This is a genomic window from Nonomuraea sp. NPDC048826 (assembly GCF_043198225.1).
GTDB lineage: Bacteria > Actinomycetota > Actinomycetes > Streptosporangiales > Streptosporangiaceae > Nonomuraea.
Window position 1 is genome coordinate 111,253 of sequence record NZ_JBICUQ010000010.1, and the last position, 18,306, is coordinate 129,558.

The 18,306-nt window shown below is 71.4% G+C and carries 16 protein-coding genes and 1 tRNA gene; 10 read left to right on the forward strand and 7 right to left on the reverse strand.

The features are described 5' to 3' along the window. The first annotated feature begins 34 nt into the window (after positions 1-34). The gene (locus tag ACGFI7_RS33305; RefSeq protein ID WP_393411629.1) at positions 35-943 is read left to right on the forward strand and encodes a 4-(cytidine 5'-diphospho)-2-C-methyl-D-erythritol kinase; all 909 of its coding nucleotides are present in this window, start codon (positions 35-37) and stop codon (positions 941-943) included. Between the two features lie 787 nt (positions 944-1,730). Further along, the gene (locus ACGFI7_RS33310; RefSeq protein ID WP_393411632.1) at positions 1,731-3,527 is read left to right on the forward strand and encodes an ABC-F family ATP-binding cassette domain-containing protein; all 1,797 of its coding nucleotides are present in this window, start codon (positions 1,731-1,733) and stop codon (positions 3,525-3,527) included. Here ACGFI7_RS33310 and ACGFI7_RS33315 read toward each other — a convergent pair. Beyond that, positions 3,524-4,231 (reverse strand): TetR/AcrR family transcriptional regulator, encoded by a 708-nt coding sequence (locus ACGFI7_RS33315; RefSeq protein ID WP_393411635.1) that lies wholly within the window; start codon positions 4,229-4,231, stop codon positions 3,524-3,526. The two genes, ACGFI7_RS33310 and ACGFI7_RS33315, sit on opposite strands and share 4 nt — an antisense overlap. Positions 4,232-4,316: 85 nt before the next feature. On the opposite strand from ACGFI7_RS33315, the gene atpB reads away from it, so the two are divergent. Further along, entirely contained in the window at positions 4,317-5,096 is a 780-nt protein-coding gene (gene atpB / locus ACGFI7_RS33320) for a F0F1 ATP synthase subunit A (RefSeq protein ID WP_393411638.1), read from the forward strand. Between the two features lie 3 nt (positions 5,097-5,099). On the opposite strand, the gene ACGFI7_RS33325 is transcribed toward atpB, so the two are convergent. Both ACGFI7_RS33325 and ACGFI7_RS33330 read right to left on the reverse strand, forming a co-directional pair. Next, a complete protein-coding gene (locus tag ACGFI7_RS33325) occupies positions 5,100-6,278 on the reverse strand; it encodes an MFS transporter (protein WP_393411640.1) in 1,179 nt (392 codons plus the stop codon). 39 nt (positions 6,279-6,317) lie between these two features. Then, positions 6,318-6,815, reverse strand: coding sequence for a MarR family winged helix-turn-helix transcriptional regulator (locus ACGFI7_RS33330; RefSeq protein ID WP_393411643.1), 498 nt, complete (start codon positions 6,813-6,815; stop codon positions 6,318-6,320). A 69-nt stretch (positions 6,816-6,884) separates the two neighbouring features. Between ACGFI7_RS33330 and ACGFI7_RS33335 the strand changes: the two genes are divergently transcribed. Then, entirely contained in the window at positions 6,885-7,652 is a 768-nt protein-coding gene (locus ACGFI7_RS33335) for a trans-aconitate 2-methyltransferase (protein WP_393411646.1), read from the forward strand. A 67-nt stretch (positions 7,653-7,719) separates the two neighbouring features. Further along, positions 7,720-9,195: a CHAD domain-containing protein gene (locus tag ACGFI7_RS33340; protein WP_393411649.1), complete on the forward strand. Its 1,476-nt coding sequence runs from the start codon at positions 7,720-7,722 to the stop codon at positions 9,193-9,195. Here the strand turns inward: ACGFI7_RS33340 and ACGFI7_RS33345 are convergent. From ACGFI7_RS33345 to ACGFI7_RS33360, 4 genes are read right to left on the reverse strand one after another with little or no spacing between them, the layout of a single operon-like run. After that, positions 9,190-10,023: an NUDIX domain-containing protein gene (locus tag ACGFI7_RS33345; protein WP_393411652.1), complete on the reverse strand. Its 834-nt coding sequence runs from the start codon at positions 10,021-10,023 to the stop codon at positions 9,190-9,192. The two genes, ACGFI7_RS33340 and ACGFI7_RS33345, sit on opposite strands and share 6 nt — an antisense overlap. Beyond that, positions 10,013-12,073 (reverse strand): RNA degradosome polyphosphate kinase, encoded by a 2,061-nt coding sequence (locus tag ACGFI7_RS33350; RefSeq protein ID WP_393411655.1) that lies wholly within the window; start codon positions 12,071-12,073, stop codon positions 10,013-10,015. The genes ACGFI7_RS33345 and ACGFI7_RS33350 overlap by 11 nt, the downstream gene beginning before the upstream one ends. Before the next feature lie 53 nt (positions 12,074-12,126). Further along, positions 12,127-13,074, reverse strand: a complete 948-nt coding sequence (locus tag ACGFI7_RS33355; RefSeq protein ID WP_393411658.1) for a TetR family transcriptional regulator — start codon at positions 13,072-13,074, stop codon at positions 12,127-12,129. A 43-nt stretch (positions 13,075-13,117) separates the two neighbouring features. Continuing rightward, positions 13,118-14,056: an acyl-CoA desaturase gene (locus tag ACGFI7_RS33360; RefSeq protein ID WP_393411661.1), complete on the reverse strand. Its 939-nt coding sequence runs from the start codon at positions 14,054-14,056 to the stop codon at positions 13,118-13,120. Between the two features lie 202 nt (positions 14,057-14,258). Between ACGFI7_RS33360 and ACGFI7_RS33365 the strand changes: the two genes are divergently transcribed. The 5 genes from ACGFI7_RS33365 to pth all read left to right on the forward strand — a co-directional run bounded on the left by ACGFI7_RS33365 (position 14,259) and on the right by pth (position 18,249). Then, positions 14,259-14,330 (forward strand) — tRNA-Gln (locus ACGFI7_RS33365). Positions 14,331-14,455: 125 nt separating this feature from the next. Next, positions 14,456-15,907, forward strand: a complete 1,452-nt coding sequence (gene glmU, locus ACGFI7_RS33370) for a bifunctional UDP-N-acetylglucosamine diphosphorylase/glucosamine-1-phosphate N-acetyltransferase GlmU (RefSeq protein ID WP_393411664.1) — start codon at positions 14,456-14,458, stop codon at positions 15,905-15,907. After that, a complete protein-coding gene (locus tag ACGFI7_RS33375) occupies positions 15,904-16,881 on the forward strand; it encodes a ribose-phosphate diphosphokinase (RefSeq protein ID WP_393411667.1) in 978 nt (325 codons plus the stop codon). The genes glmU and ACGFI7_RS33375 overlap by 4 nt, the downstream gene beginning before the upstream one ends. Before the next feature lie 95 nt (positions 16,882-16,976). Beyond that, positions 16,977-17,603 (forward strand): 50S ribosomal protein L25/general stress protein Ctc, encoded by a 627-nt coding sequence (locus ACGFI7_RS33380; protein WP_393411670.1) that lies wholly within the window; start codon positions 16,977-16,979, stop codon positions 17,601-17,603. Positions 17,604-17,664: 61 nt separating this feature from the next. Further along, a complete protein-coding gene (pth, locus tag ACGFI7_RS33385) occupies positions 17,665-18,249 on the forward strand; it encodes an aminoacyl-tRNA hydrolase (RefSeq protein ID WP_393411673.1) in 585 nt (194 codons plus the stop codon). Positions 18,250-18,306: the final 57 nt, after the last annotated feature.

The window sequence follows — 18,306 nt, forward strand, 5'->3', positions numbered from 1 at the left end:
TCGACCCCGCAGCGACGGAAGTGGCAGAAGATCGATGAGCTCCGTGACCGTACGGGTGCCTGCGAAGGTGAACGTGCAGCTGTCCGTCGGCCCGCTGCGGGAGGACGGGTTCCACGACCTGGTCAACGTCTTCCACGCGGTCTCCATCTTCGACGAGGTGGTGGCGAGCCGAGACGAGGGGGCGGCTCGCTCGGTCACGGTCTCGGTGAGCGGGGGCTGGGCGGCCGAGGTGCCGCTGCACGACGGCAACCTGGCGGTGCGGGCGGCTCGTGCGCTGGCCGCGCGGACAGGCTGCGATCAGGGCGTTCATCTCGCCATCCACAAGACGATCCCGGTGGCGGGTGGCATGGCGGGCGGCAGCGCCGACGCGGCGGCGGCGCTGGTCGCGTGCAACGAGCTGTGGGGGCTCGGCCTGGCCCGCGAGGAGCTGATGGACATCGGCGCCGAGCTGGGCAGCGACGTTCCGTTCTCGCTCATGGGCGGCACCGCGCTCGGCACGGGGCGTGGTGAGCTGCTCGAGCCGCTGCCTGTCGGCGGCCCCTTCCACTGGGTGTTCGCGGTCGCCGACACCGGGCTCAGCACGCCCGAGGTCTACAAGGAGTGCGATCGCCTCCGGGGCGACGGGCCCGTCGCCGAGCCGCGGGCCGACGAGGGATTGCTGGCCGCGCTCCGCGACGGTGACGCCGCCCGGCTGGGCCGCCTGCTGGCCAACGACCTGCAGGAGGCGGCCCTCTCCCTGCATCCGCCGCTGGCGGGCACGCTCCGCGCGGGCCTGGACGCGGGCGCGCTCGGCGCCATCGTCTCCGGCTCCGGTCCCACCTGCGCCTTCCTGGCCGGGGACGCCACCCACGCCGCCGAACTGGCCGACGCGCTCGCCACGACCCCCGGCACCCGCGCCGCCCTCTCCACCGAAGGCCCCGCCCCCGGCGCCACCCTCATCTGACCACCGCCCGACGCGCCGCCGCCTGGCAGGGCTCCAGCTGACTGTCTGACCTGGTGGTCGCGGTGTCCCTGGCTGCCTCAGAGCCCGGGAGCGTCCCCGCCTGGCCGACATTCGGCGGCGCCTCTGTTGGGCGGCCTGACCTGGCGCCGCTTCCGTCTACCCCACAGTCCGGTGCCGCTGCGTCCGAGCCGACGGCGTCTCCTTGAGCCGACGTTGGGCGGCGCCTCGCTTGCCCTGCGTATTACGGCGCCTCTGTCGGCCTAGAGCCTGGCGGCGTTCCCGCCTGAGCCAACGTCTTGGCGGCGTGCCGCCTCAGCCGACGTCCCGCTACGTGCGGACTCAGCCGAAGCCTGAGCCCCAGCCCGATGTCCAACACACCTGGCGACGCACTGCCGACGAATGACGCTTCACGTATCGCCCCAGGCTTGGCGCATCACCCAAGGCCCGCCGACGCCCCAGCAACGCCGGGTCCCAGATGACCAGGCCCCACGCCCGCCCGACGCCGGACCTGACACCCGCCCGATGCCTGGCCCCGATGCCCGGGGCTGATGCCTAGGCCCGACGCCCGGCCCCGATGCCCAGGCCCGGCCCGGATCCAACACCCGGATCCAACACCCGGATCTAACACCCGGACCCAACACTCGGTCCGACGCCCGACCAGCACCCAGCCCGGCCCGGGCCGATGTCTGGAGGTTCCCGGGGCCGAAGCCCGAGGCTCGGCCAGTCGCCCCACGGCCGGTGCCGGGGCAGGCGGGGTGGTCGGTTGAGCCGATACCCTGGGGAGGCGATGAATCTGGTCAACCTCGAGTCGGTCTCCCATGCCTACGGGCCCAAGCCGCTGCTCTCCGACGTCTCTCTCGGGATCGAGGACGGTGAGCGCATCGGCGTGGTGGGCCGCAACGGCGGCGGCAAGACGACCCTGCTCGGCGTGATCGCGGGCGATGTCAGCCCCGACAGCGGCCGCGTCACCCACACCCGCGGCCTGCGCGTCGGCTTCCTGTCCCAGCAGGATCTGCTCGACCCCGGCATGACGGTGCGCGCTCTCGTCCTCGGTGACATGGCCGAGCACGAATGGGCCGGTGACCAGGGGGTCCGCGAGATCCTCGGCAACCTGATCGGCGACCTCGACCTCGACGCCAAGGCGGGCGATCTGTCCGGCGGCGAGCGCCGGCGCACCGCCCTGGCCCAGCTGCTGATCGGCGACCACGACCTGATCATGCTCGACGAGCCGACCAACCACCTCGACATCGAGGCCATCGCCTGGCTGGCCGGTCACCTGTCCGGGCGCAAGAGCGCGCTGGTCGTGGTCACCCACGACCGCTGGTTCCTCGACGCGGTCTCCACCCGCACGTGGGAGGTCGTCGACGGCCGCGTCGAGCGCTACGAGGGCGGTTACGCCGCCTACGTCCTGGCCAAGGCGGAGCGGGCGCGCATCGCCCAGGCCGCCGAGGAGCGCCGCCAGAACCTCATGCGCAAGGAGATCGCCTGGCTGCGCCGCGGCCCGCCCGCCCGCACGTCGAAGCCGAAGTTCCGGGTGGAGGCTGCCCAGGCGCTGATCGCGAACGAGCCGCCGCCGCGTGAGACGGTGGAGCTGCTGAAGTTCGCCGCGGCCAGGCTCGGCAAGACCGTCTACGACCTGGAGGACGTCACCCTCCACGCGGGCGGCCCCGGCGCCGGCCCGAAGGTGCTCGACCGCTGCACGTGGCAGTTCGGCCCCGGCGACCGGGTCGGGCTGATCGGCGTCAACGGCTCCGGCAAGTCGTCGGTGCTGCGCCTGCTGGCCGGCACGGTCGCCCCCGACTCGGGCCGGGTGGTCGAGGGCCGGACGGTCCGTCTCGCGCATCTGTCGCAGGAGCTGGCCGAGCTCGACCCGTCCCGGCGGGTGCTGGAGACGGTCGAGGAGATCCGCAAGTACGTCCAGGTCGGCAAAAGGGAGTGGACCGCCTCCCAGTTGCTGGAGCGTCTCGGCTTCAAGGGCGAGGCGCAGTGGAAGGTGGTCGGCGACCTGTCGGGCGGCGAGCGGCGGCGGTTGCAGCTGCTCCGGCTGCTCATGGACGACCCCAACGTGCTGCTGCTCGACGAGCCGACCAACGACCTCGACATCGAGACGCTGAACGAGCTCGAAGACCTGCTCGACGCCTGGCCGGGCACCTTGATCCTGGTCTCCCACGACCGCTATTTCCTGGAGCGGGTGACCGACCGGTGCGTGGCCCTGCTCGGCGACGGCCGGCTGTCGCACCTGCCGGGCGGCGTCGACGAGTATTTGGAGCGCCGGGCCTCCGGCGGCGCCTTGACGGCGCGGATGGCCGAGCGTCCCGCCGACCGGCCGGAGCCGTCCGCCCCGGCCGTCCCCCAGGGGTTGTCGGCCAAGGAGGAGCGGGAGCTGCGCAAGGAGCTCAGCCGTCTGGAGCGGCAGCTCGACAAGCTGGCCGGCCAGGAGGCGAAGCTGCACGACGAGATGGCGGGCGTGGCGGGCGACTACGAGAAGCTCGGCGGCCTCGACGCCCGGCTCCGCGACGTCCTGGCGCAGAAGGAGACGGTCGAGACCGAGTGGCTGGAGCTGGCCGACCGTCTTGGTGACTAGCCGCCGGGGAGGGTGGCGGCGATTCCGTCGAGCAGGCGGTCGAGCCCGTAGCCGAAGCGTTCGTCGGGGTTCATGAGCTCGCGCCCGCTCTCGGTCACCACCCGGGCGAGGAGCGGGTATTCGCCGCTCTTGAGCAGCGTCTCCAGGTAGGGGGCCTGACTGGCCATCCACTGCTGGACGTCGAGCCCGGTGCGCCGCCGGGCTTCCTGCTCGCCGAGTTCGGCCGTGGTGTATCCGTTCACGTAGGCCATCACCGCCCCGACCATGGCGAGCATGGCGTCGATGCTGAGGCCGAGCCCGTCGACCATGGCCAGGGACCTGTCGAAGGACCGCACGCTGTTGGGGCCGGCGGCCTGCCGGGTGGCGGTCACCCGGACGATCCACGGGTGGCGGTGCATCGCCTGGCGGCTTCGTACGGCGAAGGCGCGCAGGTCGGCCCGCCAGTCGCCGCTGGGCACGCCGGGCGGGACGAACTCCACCGAGACGGCGTCGACCATCAGGTCGATCACTTGCTCCTTGCCGGTGACGTACCGGTAGAGCGACATCGTGCCGGCGCCGATCTCGGCGGCGAGGCGGCGCATCGAGATCGCGTCGAGCCCTTCGGCGTCGGCGACCCGGATCGCCGCCTCGGTCAGCTGGGCCCTGCTGAAGGCGGGCCGTGGCCCGCGAGCGGGCTGGTCGGGCCGCATCCATACGTTCTCCATATTGCGTACACCGTACCGGGTTAGTTACGCTCACCCGTACAACTGAGTACGCCGTACTCGGTTGCCCCTCGCCGAAGGAGTGCGTGTGGCGCCCCCCGAGTTCCGGGCCCCGAGCCCCGAGGAGCTGTTCGACTTCCCCGCCCTGTGGCAGGGGGCGCCGGCCTGGCTGACGAAGCCGGTGCTGCTCGCGGTCCTCGGCGCCGCGGTGGTGTGCGCGTTCGCCTGGGCGGCGTTCTCCCGGCCGAAGCTGGTGCCGCGGGGGGCGCAGAACGCGGGGGAGTACGTCTACCTGTTCGTGCGCGACCAGGTCGCCCGGCCGTTCCTGGGCAAGGACGCCGACCGGTGGATGCCGCTGCTGTTCAGCCTGTTCCTGCTGATCCTGGTCTGGAACCTGCTGGCGGTCGTCCCGGTGCTGCAGTTCCCGGTGACGGCGCACGTGGCGTTCCCGTGGGTGCTGGCGATCGTGGTTTACGTGATCAAGCTGTACGTGGCCTTCGCCCGGCACGGGGTCGTCCGTTACCTCAAGGGCATGATGTTCCCGCCCGGGCTGCCCAAGGCGCTGGCGATCAGCCTCTACGCGCCGCTGGAGCTGGTCTACTTCTTCGTGACCGCGCCGTTCACCCATGCCGTGCGGCTGTTCGCGAACATGTTCGCCGGGCACATGCTGCTGGCGTTCTTCAGCGCCGTGGGCTTCTGGTTCACGATCCAGCAGCCCACGCTGCCCGGGTTCTCCGTCGGCGTGCTGGGCGTGGCCATGACGGTCGTGCTGACGGCTTTCGAGATCTTCATCCAGTTCCTGCAGGCGTACCTGTTCACCATGCTCGCAGCCCTGTATATCGGCACATCCCTGCACCCCGAGCACTGAGCGTCAGCGCGGGAAGGCGTGGCGGCGGGCCAGCGCGACCGTGAGCAGGGCGGCGGCGAGCAAGGGGAGGACCGTCCACGGCAGAGCCGCGGCGCCCGAGGCGTCCAGCACCAGGCCGCCCGCGAAGGAGCCGGAGGCGATCCCCAGGTTGTAGACGGTGGTCTGCATGGAGGTGGCGACGTCGGCGTTGGCCGGGCCGGTGGCGTTGATCAGGGCGGTCTGCAGCAGGGTGGGGATGGCGCCGAAGGCCACGCCCCACAGCGCGGCCGCCGCGAGCAGGGCGGCGGGGTGGCCGGACACGCCGAGCACCACCATGGTGACGGCGGTCATGGTCAGCGCGACCAGCAGGGTGCGGCGCGCGTGGCGGTCGATGACGACGCCGGTGACCCACACGCCGGCGACCGTGGCCAGGCCGAAGACCAGCAGCGTCACGCCCGTCCAGCGAGGTCCGGCGATCGGGGCGAGATACGTGTAGACGGCGTGGTGGGCCAGGATGACGACCACGGTGACGGCCAGGGAGGTGCGGGCGCCGGGCAGGGTGGCGACGCGGCGGAGCGGGGTCCGCGCCTCGGGCGGCTCGGGCGCCAGGGCGGGGGCCAGCCACCGGACGCAGAGGGCGAGGAGCCCGGCGAGCACGGCGAGGGCGGCGAACGCGGCCCGCCAGCCGATCGCGGCGGCCACGGCGGTGCCCGCGGGCAGGCCCGCGCAGAGGGCGACGGTGATGCCGGCGGAGACGACGGCGATGGCCCGGCCGCGCCGGTCCGGGTGGACCATCCGGGCGGCGTACCCGACGAGCATGGCCCAGAGCGTGCCGCCCATCACCCCGGCGAGCAGCCGGGCGGCGAAGGTCAGCGGATAGGCCGAGGACACGGCGGTCACCAGGTTGAGCAGCGCGAACCCGGCCAGCACGGCGATCAGCACGGGCCGCCTGGGCAGGCCGCGCACCGCGGCGGTGACGGGGATCGCGGTGAGGAAGCCGGTCACCGCGAACCCGGTCACCAGGAAGCCGACCTGGGCCTCCGACACGCCCAGGTCCGCGCTCATCGACGGCAGCAGTCCGGCGGGCAGCAGTTCCGTGGAGACGGCGGTGAAGGCGGCGGCGGACAGGGCCAGCAGTCCGGGCCACGGCATGGGAGGCGCGGACCGTGCGCGGGACATGGTGGAAGTGCTCTGCGCGGGCATGCGGCCATGGTGAAACCCTCACATCAGTGTGAAGGCAAGTCAGGTGTCGAAGGGCGCCAGCATCGTGCGGAGCAGCGCGGCCAGGGCGCGCTGCTGATCGCGCTCCAGGCTGCTGAGCAGGGTGTGCTCGCGCCTGATCAGGTCGGTGAAGGCGGCGTCGACGCGGGCCAGCCCGGTGTCCGTGAGAGAGACCAGGACGCCGCGCCGGTCGCCGGGGTCGGGGCGGCGCCGCACCAGCCCGGCCTGGGCGAGGCGGTCGATGCGGTTGGTCATGGTGCCGGAGGTGACCAGGGTGGCGCGGAGCAGCGCGCCGGGGCTCAGCTCGTAGGGCGGGCCGGTCCGCCGCAGGGCCGTCAGCACGTCGAACTCCCACGGCTCCAGGCCGTGCTCGGTGAACGCCGCGCGCCGTGCCCGGTCGAGGTGCTTGGCCAGCCGGGAGATCCGCGAGAGCACCTGCAGCGGCTCGACGTCGAGGTCGGGCCGCTCGGCCCGCCACGCCGCGACGAGCCGGTCCACCTCGTCCTGCGCTTCGGTCATGGTCCCTGAGTGTACTGTCTTGACATCGAGATAAATAGCTCGATATCAATTATCTCTATGTCAAGAGATATGTGGGATCCTGACACGTACGCCCGATACGGCGACGAGCGCTCGCGGCCGTTCTTCGAACTCCTCGCAAGAGTACGGGCCGAGCGGCCCGCATACGTCGTGGACGCCGGATGCGGCAGCGGCGAGCTGACCGCCGAACTGGCCCGGCGCTGGCCCGAGGCGGAGGTGCTCGGCTTCGACTCGTCGCCCGCCATGATCTCCAAGGCCCGCGAGCTGGACACGCGCGTCGCGTTCGCCGTCGCCGACGTGACCGCCTGGCACCCCGACCGGCCGGTGGACGTGATCGTCTCCAACGCCGTGCTCCAGTGGGTGCCCGGCCACGAGACCGTCGTCGAGCGGTGGGTGGAGGCGCTGAGCCCCGGAGGCTGGCTCGCCTTCCAGGTCCCCGGCAACCATGACGCCCCGAGCCACCAGGCCATCCGCGAGCTGTGCGCGTCCCCCGCCTGGGCCGACCGGCTCGGCGATCTCGACCGGGGCAGACCGGCCGGCGACCCGGTCGACTACCTGGACCTGCTGACCGGACTCGGCTGCCGGGTGGACGCCTGGGAGACCACGTACGCGCACGTGCTCAAGGGCGAGGACCCGGTGCTCGGCTGGGTCTCCGGGACCGCGCTGCGGCCCGTGCTCGACCGGCTGGACGACCGCGGGCGCGAGAGGTTCACCGCCGAGCTGGCCGACCGGCTGGCGCGGGCCTACCCCTCCAGGCCGTACGGGACGCCGTTCCCCTTCCGCCGGGTCTTCGCGGTGGCGCGGCGGACATCCGCCTGATCAGACCTATGGGACGGGCCGCCGGAAAGTGGCAGAATTGTCCGAAATCGGACCTTTGCGAGGTGTCGTGGGCATCGAGATCGAGGACAAGTTCGACGTTCCCCCCGACTTCCAGCTGCCCGACCTGACCGGCCTGGCCGAAGTCGTCGGCCCGAAGAGCTTCCAACTCGTCGCCCTCTACTACGACACCCCCGACCTGCGCCTGGCCAGGCGCGGCGTCACCCTCAGACGCCGGCGCGGCGGCGCCGACCCCGGCTGGCACCTCAAGCTGCCCAAGGCCAAAGGGGTACGGCAGGAGATCGCGATCCCGCTGACCCGGAGCACCAAGACCGTGCCGGCCGAGCTGGCGGAGCTGGTGCGCGCCTACACCCGTGGCGCCGAGCTGGGCGTGGTGGCCGAGCTCGCCACCCGCAGGAGCGTCACCCTGCTCAAGGACGGCGACCGCAGACTCGTGGAGATCGCCGACGACCGCGTCAAGGGCACGGTCTTCGGCGCCGAGCCGAAGGTCGTGCGCTGGCGCGAGGTCGAGGCGGAGCTGATGGAGGGCGACGAGAAGCTGCTGGCCAAGACCGGCAAACGGCTCATGAAGGCGGGCGCCGCGCCGTCGCCGGCCACCAGCAAGCTCGCCAAGCTCCTGGACCCGCCGCCGCCCCCGCGCGCCGCCACCGAGCCGGGCACCGCCGGCCACACCGTCATGGCCTACCTGGCCGGCCAGGTGACGGCACTCCTCTCCCAGGATCCGCGGGCACGCCGCGAGGAGGAGGACGCGGTCCACCAGATGCGCGTCGCCGCCCGCAGGCTGCGCAGCGCGCTGAAGGCGTTCAAGCCGGTCGTCAAGGACACCGCCGCGATCCAGGAGGAGCTGCGCTGGCTCGGCAACGTGCTGGGCGCGGTCCGCGACCTGGAGGTGATCAGGGCCAGGTTCGCCGGCGCGCTCGCCGGGCTCCCCGCCGGCCTGGTGGCCGGCCCGATCGCCGCCCGCCTCGGCGACGACCTGCTCAGGCGCGAGCAGGAAGGGTACGACGCGGTCAGGGAGAGCCTCAGCGGCGACCGCTACTACGCCCTGCTCGACGCCCTCGACGCGCTGGTGTCCGGGCCGAAGCTGGGCAAGGCGGCGGCCGACCCGGCCGAGACCCGGCTCGCCGACGTCGCCGCGGCCAACTGGAACCGGGTGACGAAGGCGTACGCGACCGCGCAGGCCGTCGACGACCCGGAGCGGCGTGAGATCGCCATGCACGACGTGCGCAAGGCGGCCAAGCGCGCCCGCTACACCGCCGAGGCGCTCCGCGACACGCTCGGCAAGCCCATGGGCAAGCTGGCCAGGCTGGCCGAGGCCGTGCAGGAGGTGCTGGGCGCGCACCGGGACGGGGTGGTCGCCCAGGAGACGCTGGTCGAGGAGGCCGGGGCCGCACGCGCGGCGGGCGAGGACACCTTCACCTACGGCGTCCTGGTCGGCCAGGAGCGCGCCGCCGCCGACCGGGCGCACCAGGACTTCCCCCGCGTCTGGTCGGAGACGATGACGGGGGTCGAGAAGGTCCTATAGCGCGTACGCGTCGAGGCCGACCACCCGCGCGCCCCGCCGGTGCAGCACCGCGAACGCGCCCTTGCGCAGCCGCACGTCCCTGCCGCTGAGCGCGGCGACGAGCGGCGGCAGCACCTTGCCGTGGCTGCACACCGCCGCCGGCCCCCGCAGCCCGCCGACCAGGGCCGGGGTCTTGCGCGGGTCCTGGCTCTCCTCGCTGAGCAGCGGGTCGAGCCGCATGTCGGAGCTGTACGGCGCCAGCGTCCGTACGCACCTGAGACTGGGTGAGCTGAGCAGGACGGCGGGCCGGTAGGCGGGCAGCACGGTGGCCAGCGCGGCGGCCTGGGCCAGCCCCTCGGCGTCGAGCGGGCGCAGCTCGTCCGCGCCCGCCCAGTCACGACGCGACCCCGCGGAGGCGTGCCGGATCAGCACCAGGGGCTCGGTGACGAGCGGCGCGGCCACCAGCGCGCGCAGCAGGCCCGCGTCCCACTCGTAGGTCAGCAGCCCGCGGGCCCGGCCGAGGGGGAGCCAGCGCAGCTCGTCCACCTCGTCACCGGGGGCGAAGGCGTGCTCCTCCGCCACCCGGGCCGCCCAGTAGTCCACCCGCTTGAGCCGCGTGCCGTGCGGATAGTGCACCGGCGGGAGTGCGCGGCCGAGGGTCACGACCAGCCCGGTCTCCTCGCGCACCTCGCGCAGCGCGCCCGCGATCAGGTGCTCGCTGGTCTTCAGCTTCCCCTTGGGGAAGGTCCAGTCGTCGTAGCGGGGGCGGTGGACGAGGGCCACCTCCGGCCGCGTCTCGTCACCGCGCCAGATCACTGCTCCGGCGGCCCGGAGCGGGTCAGTCGTCAACGCTCCTCCAGCGGCGCGTCCCGATCAGGTGGCTCTGCAGGTCCTCGCCCGGGTGGCGGGTCCAGGCGCCGTCGCCGTCGAGCCACCAGGCGCTCGTGGTGTCGGCCATCGCCCGGTCCATCAGCTCGACGAGATACGCCCTGTGCTGCTGGGAGGTCACCTTGACCAGCGCCTCCACCCGGCGGTCCAGGTTGCGGCGCATCAGGTCGGCGCTGCCGATCCACACCTCCGGACGCCTGCCCAGGCCGAACTCGTACACCCGGGAGTGCTCCAGGAACCGGCCCAGCACCGAGCGCACCCGGATGGTCTCCGACAGGCCGGGGACGCCGGGGCGCAGGGTGCACACGCCTCGCACCCACAGGTCGATCGGCACCCCGGCGCGCGAGGCCCGGTAGAGCGCGTCGATGATCGGCTCGTCCACCAGGGAGTTCGTCTTGATCCTGATCCGCGCCGGGCGGCCCGCCTGCTGGTGGGCGATCTCCCGTTCGATCCTGGCCAGCAGCCCGCCGCGCAGCGAGTGCGGGGCGACCAGCAGCCGCCGGTAGGCGGAGTGGTGGGAGTAGCCGGTCAGGTGGATGAACAGGTCGGTGACGTCCTCGCCGACCAGCGGGTCGGCGGTGAGCAGGCCGAAGTCCTCGTACTGCCTGGCCGTCTTGGGGTTGTAGTTGCCGGTGCCGATGTGGCAGTAGCGGCGCAGCTCGCCGGAGGCCTCCTGCCGCACCACCAGCGCCAGCTTGCAGTGGGTCTTGAGCCCGACGACGCCGTAGACCACGTGGCAGCCGGCCCGTTCCAGCTTGCGCGCCCAGGAGATGTTCGCGTGCTCGTCGAACCTGGCCTTGATCTCCACGACCACCACGACCTGCTTGCCGGCCTCGGCCGCGTCGATGAGCGCGTCCACGATCGGCGAGTCGCCGCTGGTGCGGTAGAGGGTCTGCTTGATCGCCAGCACCCTCGGGTCGGCGGAGGCCGCCTCGATGAAGCGCTGCACGCTGGTCGCGAACGAGTCGTACGGGTGGTGCAGCAGCACGTCACGCTCGCGCAGCACCGAGAAGACGTCGTCGGCGGCGCCGATCGTCTCGGCCGGCACGAAGGGGCGGTAGGAGAGCTCGCCCCTGTCCAGGTCGGCGATCACGTTCAGCCCGGTCAGGTCCAGCGGGCCGGGGATCCGGTAGATCTCGTGCGGAGCCAGTTCCAGCTCCTCCACCAGCAGGTCGAGCACTTCCGGGGAGATCGTGTCCTCGACCTCCAGCCGCACCGGCGGCCCGAACCTGCGGCGGCGCAGCTCCTTCTCCAGCGCCTGCATGAGGTTCTCGGTGACGTCCTCGTCGACCTCCAGGTCCTCGTTCCTGGTGACCCGGAAGACGTGGTGCTGGACGATCTCCATGCCCTTGAACAGCTGCCCCAGGTGGGCCGCGATCACGTCCTCCAGCGGTACGAACCGGTTCGCCGACACCTCGATCAGCCGAGGCAGCTGCGAGGGCACCTTCACCCTGGCGAACACGGTGTGGTCGGTGACCGGGTTGCGCACCACGACGGCCAGGTTGAGGCTCAGGCCGGAGATGTACGGGAACGGGTGCGCGGGGTCGACGGCCAGCGGCGTCAGCACCGGCCTGATCCGCTCCCTGAAGAGCCTGCGCATCTCCGTGCGCTCCTCGCGGCCCAGCCCGTCCCAGCGGACGATCTCGATGCCCTCGGCGGCCAGCCGGGGGCGGATCTGCTCGTGGAAGGCGGCCATGTGCCGCTGGGCCAGCCGGTCCGCCACGGTGGCGATCCTGGCCAGCTCCTCGGCCGGCTTGAGCCCGCTCTTGGTCCGCCGCAGCAGGCCGGTGGCCATCCGGCGTTTCAGGCCCGCGACCCGTACCCGGAAGAACTCGTCCAGGTTGCTGGCGAAGATGGCCAGGAACCGGACCCGCTCCAGCAGCGGCAGCGACGGGTCCTCGGCGAGCTCCAGCACCCGCTCGTTGAACTGCAGCCAGCTCTCTTCGCGGTTGAGGAACCTCTCTTGCGGGAGGGGGAGATCGCTGTCGGACGAAAGCGGCTCAACGGACATATCTGGACTATGCCCGTCGACATTGAACGGAACGTTAACTGTCCCGCAACGACTTATTCGGGAGAGTCGCCCTGCCCCAGCTTGGCGGCCCGTTCGGCCAGTTTGGCCTCACGCTGGCGCAGCCGCTCCTCACGCTCGCGGGCCTTCTCGGCCTCCTTGAGCACCTTCTCGCGCTCCTTCTCGGCCTCCTTGAGCTGGCGCTCGCGCTCCTTGAGCTCGCGCAGCCTGGCCTTCTCCGCCTCGCGCAGCTCACGCTGGCGGGCCTTCTCGGCCTCCTTGAGCTCCTTCTCGCGCGCCTTCTCCAGCTCGCGCAGCTCCTTCTCGTTGACCCGCTCGACGGGGCGCTGCCTGGCGGCCTGCGCCTGCTGACGGGTGGCGAGCGAGATCGTCGGCTGCGGGTTCAGACCGGTCAGGCCGTTCCAGGCCAGGTTGACCAGGTGGGCGGCGACCTCCTCGCGGACCGGCTTGCGCGCGTCCAGCCACCACTGGCCGGTCAGCGCCACCATGCCGACGAGCATCTGCGCGTACATCGGGGCCAGCTTCGGGTCGTAGCCGCGCCCCGCGAACTCGTCGGCCAGCACGTCCTCGACCTGACTGGCGATCTCGCTGATGAGACTGGCGAACGTGCCGGTGCCTGAGGCCGCGTGGGAGTCACGGACCAGGATGCGGAAGCCCTCGCTGCTCTCCTCGATGTAGCGCAGCAGCGCCAGGGCGGCGCGCTCCAGCTTGACGAGGGCGTGGCTGGCGGACAGCGCCTCGGTGATCATGCCCAGGAGCTTCTGCATCTCCCGGTCGACGACCACGGCGTAGACGCCCTCCTTGCCGCCGAAGTGCTCGTAGACCACCGGCTTGGACACCTGAGCGGTGGCGGCGATCTCCTCGATGGAGGTCCCGTCGAACCCCTTCTCGGCGAACAGCGTGCGGCTGATCAGGATCAGCTGTTCTCTGCGCTCTCTACCGGTCATGCGTCTGCGCGATCGGGATTCGGTCACAGGTTCCATAATGGCGGTGGCAGACGTGCCGCCGGCCACCGCCGCCGAATTATCAGGCAATCCGCTTCGCCGCCAGCCTCTCGGGCGACGGCCAGCGGACGTCGTGCACCCAGCCCAGCTTCTCGAAGAGCCGGATGAGGGCGGCGCTGATGTCGATCTGGCCCTTCATCACCCCGTGCCTGGCGCAGGTCGGGTCGGAGTGGTGCAGGTTGTGCCAGGACTCGCCGAAGGACGGGATGGCCAGCCACCAGACGTTGCGCGACTTGTCGCGGACCTGGAACTCCTCCTCGCCGAACACGTGGCAGATGGAGTTGATCGACCAGGTGACGTGGTGCAGCAGGCCGATGCGGACCAGCGAGCCCCAGAAGAACGCGGTCAGCGCGCCCTGCCAGGACCAGGTGACCAGGCCGCCGATGACGGCGGGCAGGAAGATCGAGGTGAGGGCCAGCGCGCCGAACCACTTGTGCAGCTTCATCACGTCCGCGTCCCGGCACAGGTCCGGGGCGTACTTCTCGCGGTTGGTGCGCTCGGCGTCGAACAGCCAGCCCATGTGGGCGTAGAGCAGTCCCTTGGACATCGACTTGAAGCCGGGGCCGAAGCGCCACGGGGAGTGCGGGTCGCCCTCCTTGTCGGAGAACTTGTGGTGCTTGCGGTGGGTCGCCACCCAGTCGAGCACGGACATCTCCAGCGACAGGCTGCCGGCGATGCCGAGGGCGATCTTGAGAGGCCGCTTGGCCTTGAAGGAGCCGTGCGTGAAGTAGCGGTGCAGGCCGACGGTCACGCCGAGCCCGGAGACCAGGTAGAACACGACCGCGATGGCGATGTCGGTCCAGCCGAGCCCCCAGCCCCAGGCGAAGGGCACCGCGGCCGCGATCGCGACCAGGGGGAGTGAGACGACGAGTCCGAAGATCACGAGTTCGGCTTTGGTGCGGGGTTCTGGTTCGAAGTCGGGCTTCGGTCCTGGCGTCGAGCGCTCGGCGATTACGGTCATGGGCTACCTCTCAGGATCTTTCTGGGACTTATGCCCTCGGCTACGCCACCGTAACCTACGGAATCGTAAGTAAGGAAGACCTAAGGCGTACGGATGCGTCGTGCGGGTCATCTGCCCCGGCGCGCGGGCGGTATTCGGGGCGCGGACCCGGGCGCGGGGTCGGTATCGTAGGAACGTGTCGGGCGCTTCGCCGCTTGATCAATCCCGGATCGTCTAATTGGCAGGACAAGTGGTTTTGGTCCACTTTGTAGGGGTTCGAGTCCTCTTCCGGGAGCTCCGCCGTCGATCCCCCGCTCGGGTCCGCTCATGGCGGGCAGGTATTCTCACGGTGTCGGGAGGGTGGCGGTGCGGTAGCCGCGCTACAACCCTGATCAGCCAATCCACAGGGAGCCTGAGTCCGTGAGTGTGCCGCGCCCGGCAGCAGTCATCGTCCTCGCCGCGGGCGAGGGCACCCGGATGAAGAGCCAGACCCCCAAGGTCCTGCACGAATTGTGCGGCCGCGCCCTGGTCGACCACATGCTCGCCGCCGCCCGCGACCTCGGCCCCGAGCGGCTCGTCGTCGTCATCGGCCACGCGCTCGAACGCGTCGGCGCCCACCTGGCCCGCACCAGCCCCGACGCCCGCGCCGTCGTCCAGCGCGAGCAGCGCGGCACCGGCCACGCGGTGCGCACGGTCCTGGAGGAGGTCGGCACCATCTCCGGCACGGTCCTGGTCACGTACGGGGACGTCCCGCTGCTCCGCACCGAGACCATGGCCGCGCTGCTGGAACGGCACGAGACCGACGGCAACGCGGTCACCGTGCTCACGGCCGAGGTCCCCGACCCGACCGGTTACGGCCGCATCGTGCGTGACGCGAACGGCGCCGTCGAGCGGATCGTCGAGGAGAAGGACGCGAGCCCCGAGCAGCGCGCGATCAGGGAGATGAACTCCGGCATCTACGCCTTCGACGGCGAGCTGCTGGCCGACGCCGTCAAACGGGTCTCCACCGACAACGCGCAGGGTGAGGAGTATCTCACCGACGTGCTGTCGATCCTGCGCGGCGACGGCCACCGCGTCGGCGCCCACAGCGCCGCCGACTACAACGAGGTCGAGGGCGTCAACGACCGCGTCCAGCTCGCCTTCGCCCGCCAGGTGCTCAACCGGCGCCTGCTGGAGCGCCACATGCGCGCCGGCGTCACCGTCGTCGACCCCGCCACGACCTGGGTCGACGTGGAGGTCGTGATCGAGCCCGACGCCGTCGTCCACCCCGGCACCCAGCTCCACGGCCGCACCGTCATCGAGAGCGGCGCCGAGGTCGGCCCCGCGACCACGCTCACCGACACCAAGGTCGGCGCCGGCGCCGTCGTCCGCAACGCGGTCGCCGACCAGGCCGAGATCGGCCCCGAGGCCAGCGTCGGCCCCTACTGCTACCTCCGTCCCGGCACCGTGCTCGGCCGCAAGGCCAAGGCCGGCACCTTCGTCGAGATGAAGAACTCCACGGTCGGCGAGGGCTCCAAGGTGCCCCACCTGACCTACGCCGGCGACGCCGACATCGGCGCCGGCGCCAACATCGGCGCCGCCGTGGTCTTCGTCAACTACGACGGCGTCGAGAAGAACCGCACCACCGTCGGCGACGGCGCCTTCGTGGGATGCGACACCATGCTCATCGCCCCGGTGACGATCGGAGACGGCGCCTACACGGCGGCCGGCTCCGTCATCGACGGCGATGTGCCGCCCGGCGCGATCGGGGTGGCGAGAGCGCGACAGCGCAACATCGAGAAATGGGTCTTGCGCAGGCGCGCGGGCACGAAATCGGCCGCCGCCGCCGAGCGCGCGCTGGCCGAGCGGCAACAGCGGGAGAACGGTTCATGACCAGCATCAAGCAGCCCGGCGAGAAGAACCTCATGCTCTTCTCCGGCAGGGCACACCCGGCGCTGGCCGAGGAGATCGCCGAGCACGTCGGCGTCTCCCTCACCCCCACCAAACTGACCGACTTCGCCAACGGCGAGATCTACGCCCGCTACCTCGAGTCCGTACGAGGCTGCGACGCGTTCGTGATCCAGGCCCACACCGAGCCGATCAACCAGTGGATCATGGAGCAGCTCATCATGGTCGACGCGCTCAAGCGGGCCTCCGCCAAGCGCATCACCGTGGTCATGCCGTTCTTCGGCTACGCCAGGCAGGACAAGAAGGGCCGCGGCCGCGAGCCGATCACCGCCCGGCTGATGGCCGACCTGTTCAAGACCGCGGGCGCCGACCGGCTCATGTCGATCGACCTGCACACCTCGCAGATCCAGGGCTTCTTCGACGGCCCGGTCGACCACCTGTTCGCCATGCCGGTGCTGGAGAGCCACCTGAAGAACCGGCTCGACCTGGCGAACACCACCGTCGTCTCGCCCGACACCGGCCGGGTGCGGCTCTCGGAGCGCTGGGCCGACACGCTCGGCACCCCGCTGGCCTTCATCCACAAGCGCCGCGACCTCGACGTGGCCAACTCGGTAAAGGTCAACGAGGTCGTCGGCAAGGTGCGCGGCCGCACCTGCGTGCTGATCGACGACATGATCGACACCGCCGGCACCATCTGCAAGGCCGCCGACGCCCTCTACGACCAGGGCGCCACCAACGTGATCGTCGCCGCCACCCACGCGGTCTTCTCCGACCCGGCGGTCGACCGGCTGAAGAACTCGCGCATCTCCGAGGTCATCGTCACCAACACCCTCCCGCTGCCGCAGGAGAAGCTGTTCGACAAGCTGACCGTGCTGTCGATCGCGCCGCTCATCGCCCGCGCCATCACCGAGGTCTTCACCGACGGCTCGGTCACGAGCTTGTTCGAGGGCGACACCTGACCCTATACACTGAGCAGGTTGCGCTCGTAACGCCTTCCGCTAGGGCGGGTGAGGGGGAGCGCAGTAATCCGATCTCTAACTCCCTAGGAGATGCCGTGTCTGAAGTCCGTATCGCCGCCGAGCCGCGCACCGTGTTCGGCAAGGGCGCCGCTCGCAAGATCCGCCGCGACGACAAGGTGCCCGCCGTCCTCTACGGTCACGGCATCGACCCCAAGCACCTCACGCTGCCCGGCCACGAGGTCCTCCTCGCGCTGCGCACCCCCAACGTGCTGATCCGCCTGCAGGGCGACGGCGTCGACGAGCTCGCGCTGCCCAAGGGCGTCCAGCGCGACCCGATCAAGGGCTTCGTCGAGCATGTCGACCTGCTCCTGGTCAAGCGCGGCGAGAAGGTCACGGTCGAGATCCCGGTCACCACGGTCGGCGACGTCAACCCCGAGGGCCTGCTCGACCAGCAGCTGACCACCCTGACGGTGGAGGCCGAGGCCACCCACATCCCGACCGGCGTCGAGGTCGACGTCGAGGGCCTGGAGGTCGGCTCCTCCGTGACCGCCGCCCAGGTTCCCCTCCCGCAGGGCACCACCCTGGTCGCCGACCCGGAGGTCGTGGTGGTCCAGGTGATCGCCAAGCCGACCGAGGAGCCCACCGAGGAGGCCGAGGAGGCCGCCGCCGAGGGTGAGACCGCCGCCGCCGAGGGCGAGGGCGCCGAGGCCGCCGCCGAGTGACGTCAGGTGACGGGGCAGCCGGCGGCGCGCCGGCTGCCCCGTCCCGCTTGAAGGGGAACGCATGGACCGCTGGCTGATCGTCGGGCTCGGCAACCCCGGCCCCGACTACGCGGGCAACAGGCACAACGCGGGCTTCATGGTGCTCGACGAGCTGGCCGCCCGGGCGGGCGGGCGGTTCAAGGCGCACAAGAGCCGCGCCGAGGTGCTCGAGACGCGGGCCGCCATCCTGGCCAAGCCGCTGACCTACATGAACCTGTCCGGCGGCCCGGTCAAGGCGCTCGCCGACTTCTACAAGATCGGGCCTGACCGGCTCGTCGTCGTGCACGACGAGCTCGACGTGCCGTACGGCGCGCTCCGCGCCAAGCTGGGCGGCGGCGACAACGGCCACAACGGGCTGCGGTCGATCACCAAGAGCATCGGCACCCGCGACTACCTGCGGGTCCGCTTCGGCATCGGGCGCCCGCCCGGCCGCATGGACCCCGCCGCCTACGTCCTGAAGGACTTCGCCACGGCCGAGCGCAAGGATCTGCCCTTCCTCGTCGACCGGGCGGCCGACGTGACCGAGTCGCTGATGGAACGCGGCCTCGAAGCCACCCAGAACGACTTCCATCGGGCGGACCTCAAGATTTCCGGCCCTCCTCGCTGATCCCCGCATAGAGACGTTCACGGGCCGCCCGTCCGTACACACCGCTACGATCTGGTG

Excerpts from the sequence above, each read along its gene's own strand:
- ACGFI7_RS33360 (WP_393411661.1), bottom strand. The coding sequence starts at position 14,056 with ATGACCGTAATCGCCGAGCGCTCGACGCCAGGACCGAAGCCCGACTTC.
- ACGFI7_RS33310 (WP_393411632.1), top strand. The coding sequence starts at position 1,731 with ATGAATCTGGTCAACCTCGAGTCGGTCTCCCATGCCTACGGGCCCAAG.
- ACGFI7_RS33330 (WP_393411643.1), bottom strand. The coding sequence starts at position 6,815 with ATGACCGAAGCGCAGGACGAGGTGGACCGGCTCGTCGCGGCGTGGCGG.
- ACGFI7_RS33315 (WP_393411635.1), bottom strand. The coding sequence starts at position 4,231 with ATGGAGAACGTATGGATGCGGCCCGACCAGCCCGCTCGCGGGCCACGG.
- ACGFI7_RS33375 (WP_393411667.1), top strand. The coding sequence starts at position 15,904 with ATGACCAGCATCAAGCAGCCCGGCGAGAAGAACCTCATGCTCTTCTCC.
- ACGFI7_RS33355 (WP_393411658.1), bottom strand. The coding sequence starts at position 13,074 with ATGGAACCTGTGACCGAATCCCGATCGCGCAGACGCATGACCGGTAGA.
- ACGFI7_RS33305 (WP_393411629.1), top strand. The coding sequence starts at position 35 with ATGAGCTCCGTGACCGTACGGGTGCCTGCGAAGGTGAACGTGCAGCTG.
- ACGFI7_RS33350 (WP_393411655.1), bottom strand. The coding sequence starts at position 12,073 with ATGTCCGTTGAGCCGCTTTCGTCCGACAGCGATCTCCCCCTCCCGCAA.
- ACGFI7_RS33335 (WP_393411646.1), top strand. The coding sequence starts at position 6,885 with ATGTGGGATCCTGACACGTACGCCCGATACGGCGACGAGCGCTCGCGG.
- ACGFI7_RS33325 (WP_393411640.1), bottom strand. The coding sequence starts at position 6,278 with ATGCCCGCGCAGAGCACTTCCACCATGTCCCGCGCACGGTCCGCGCCT.
- pth (WP_393411673.1), top strand. The coding sequence starts at position 17,665 with ATGGACCGCTGGCTGATCGTCGGGCTCGGCAACCCCGGCCCCGACTAC.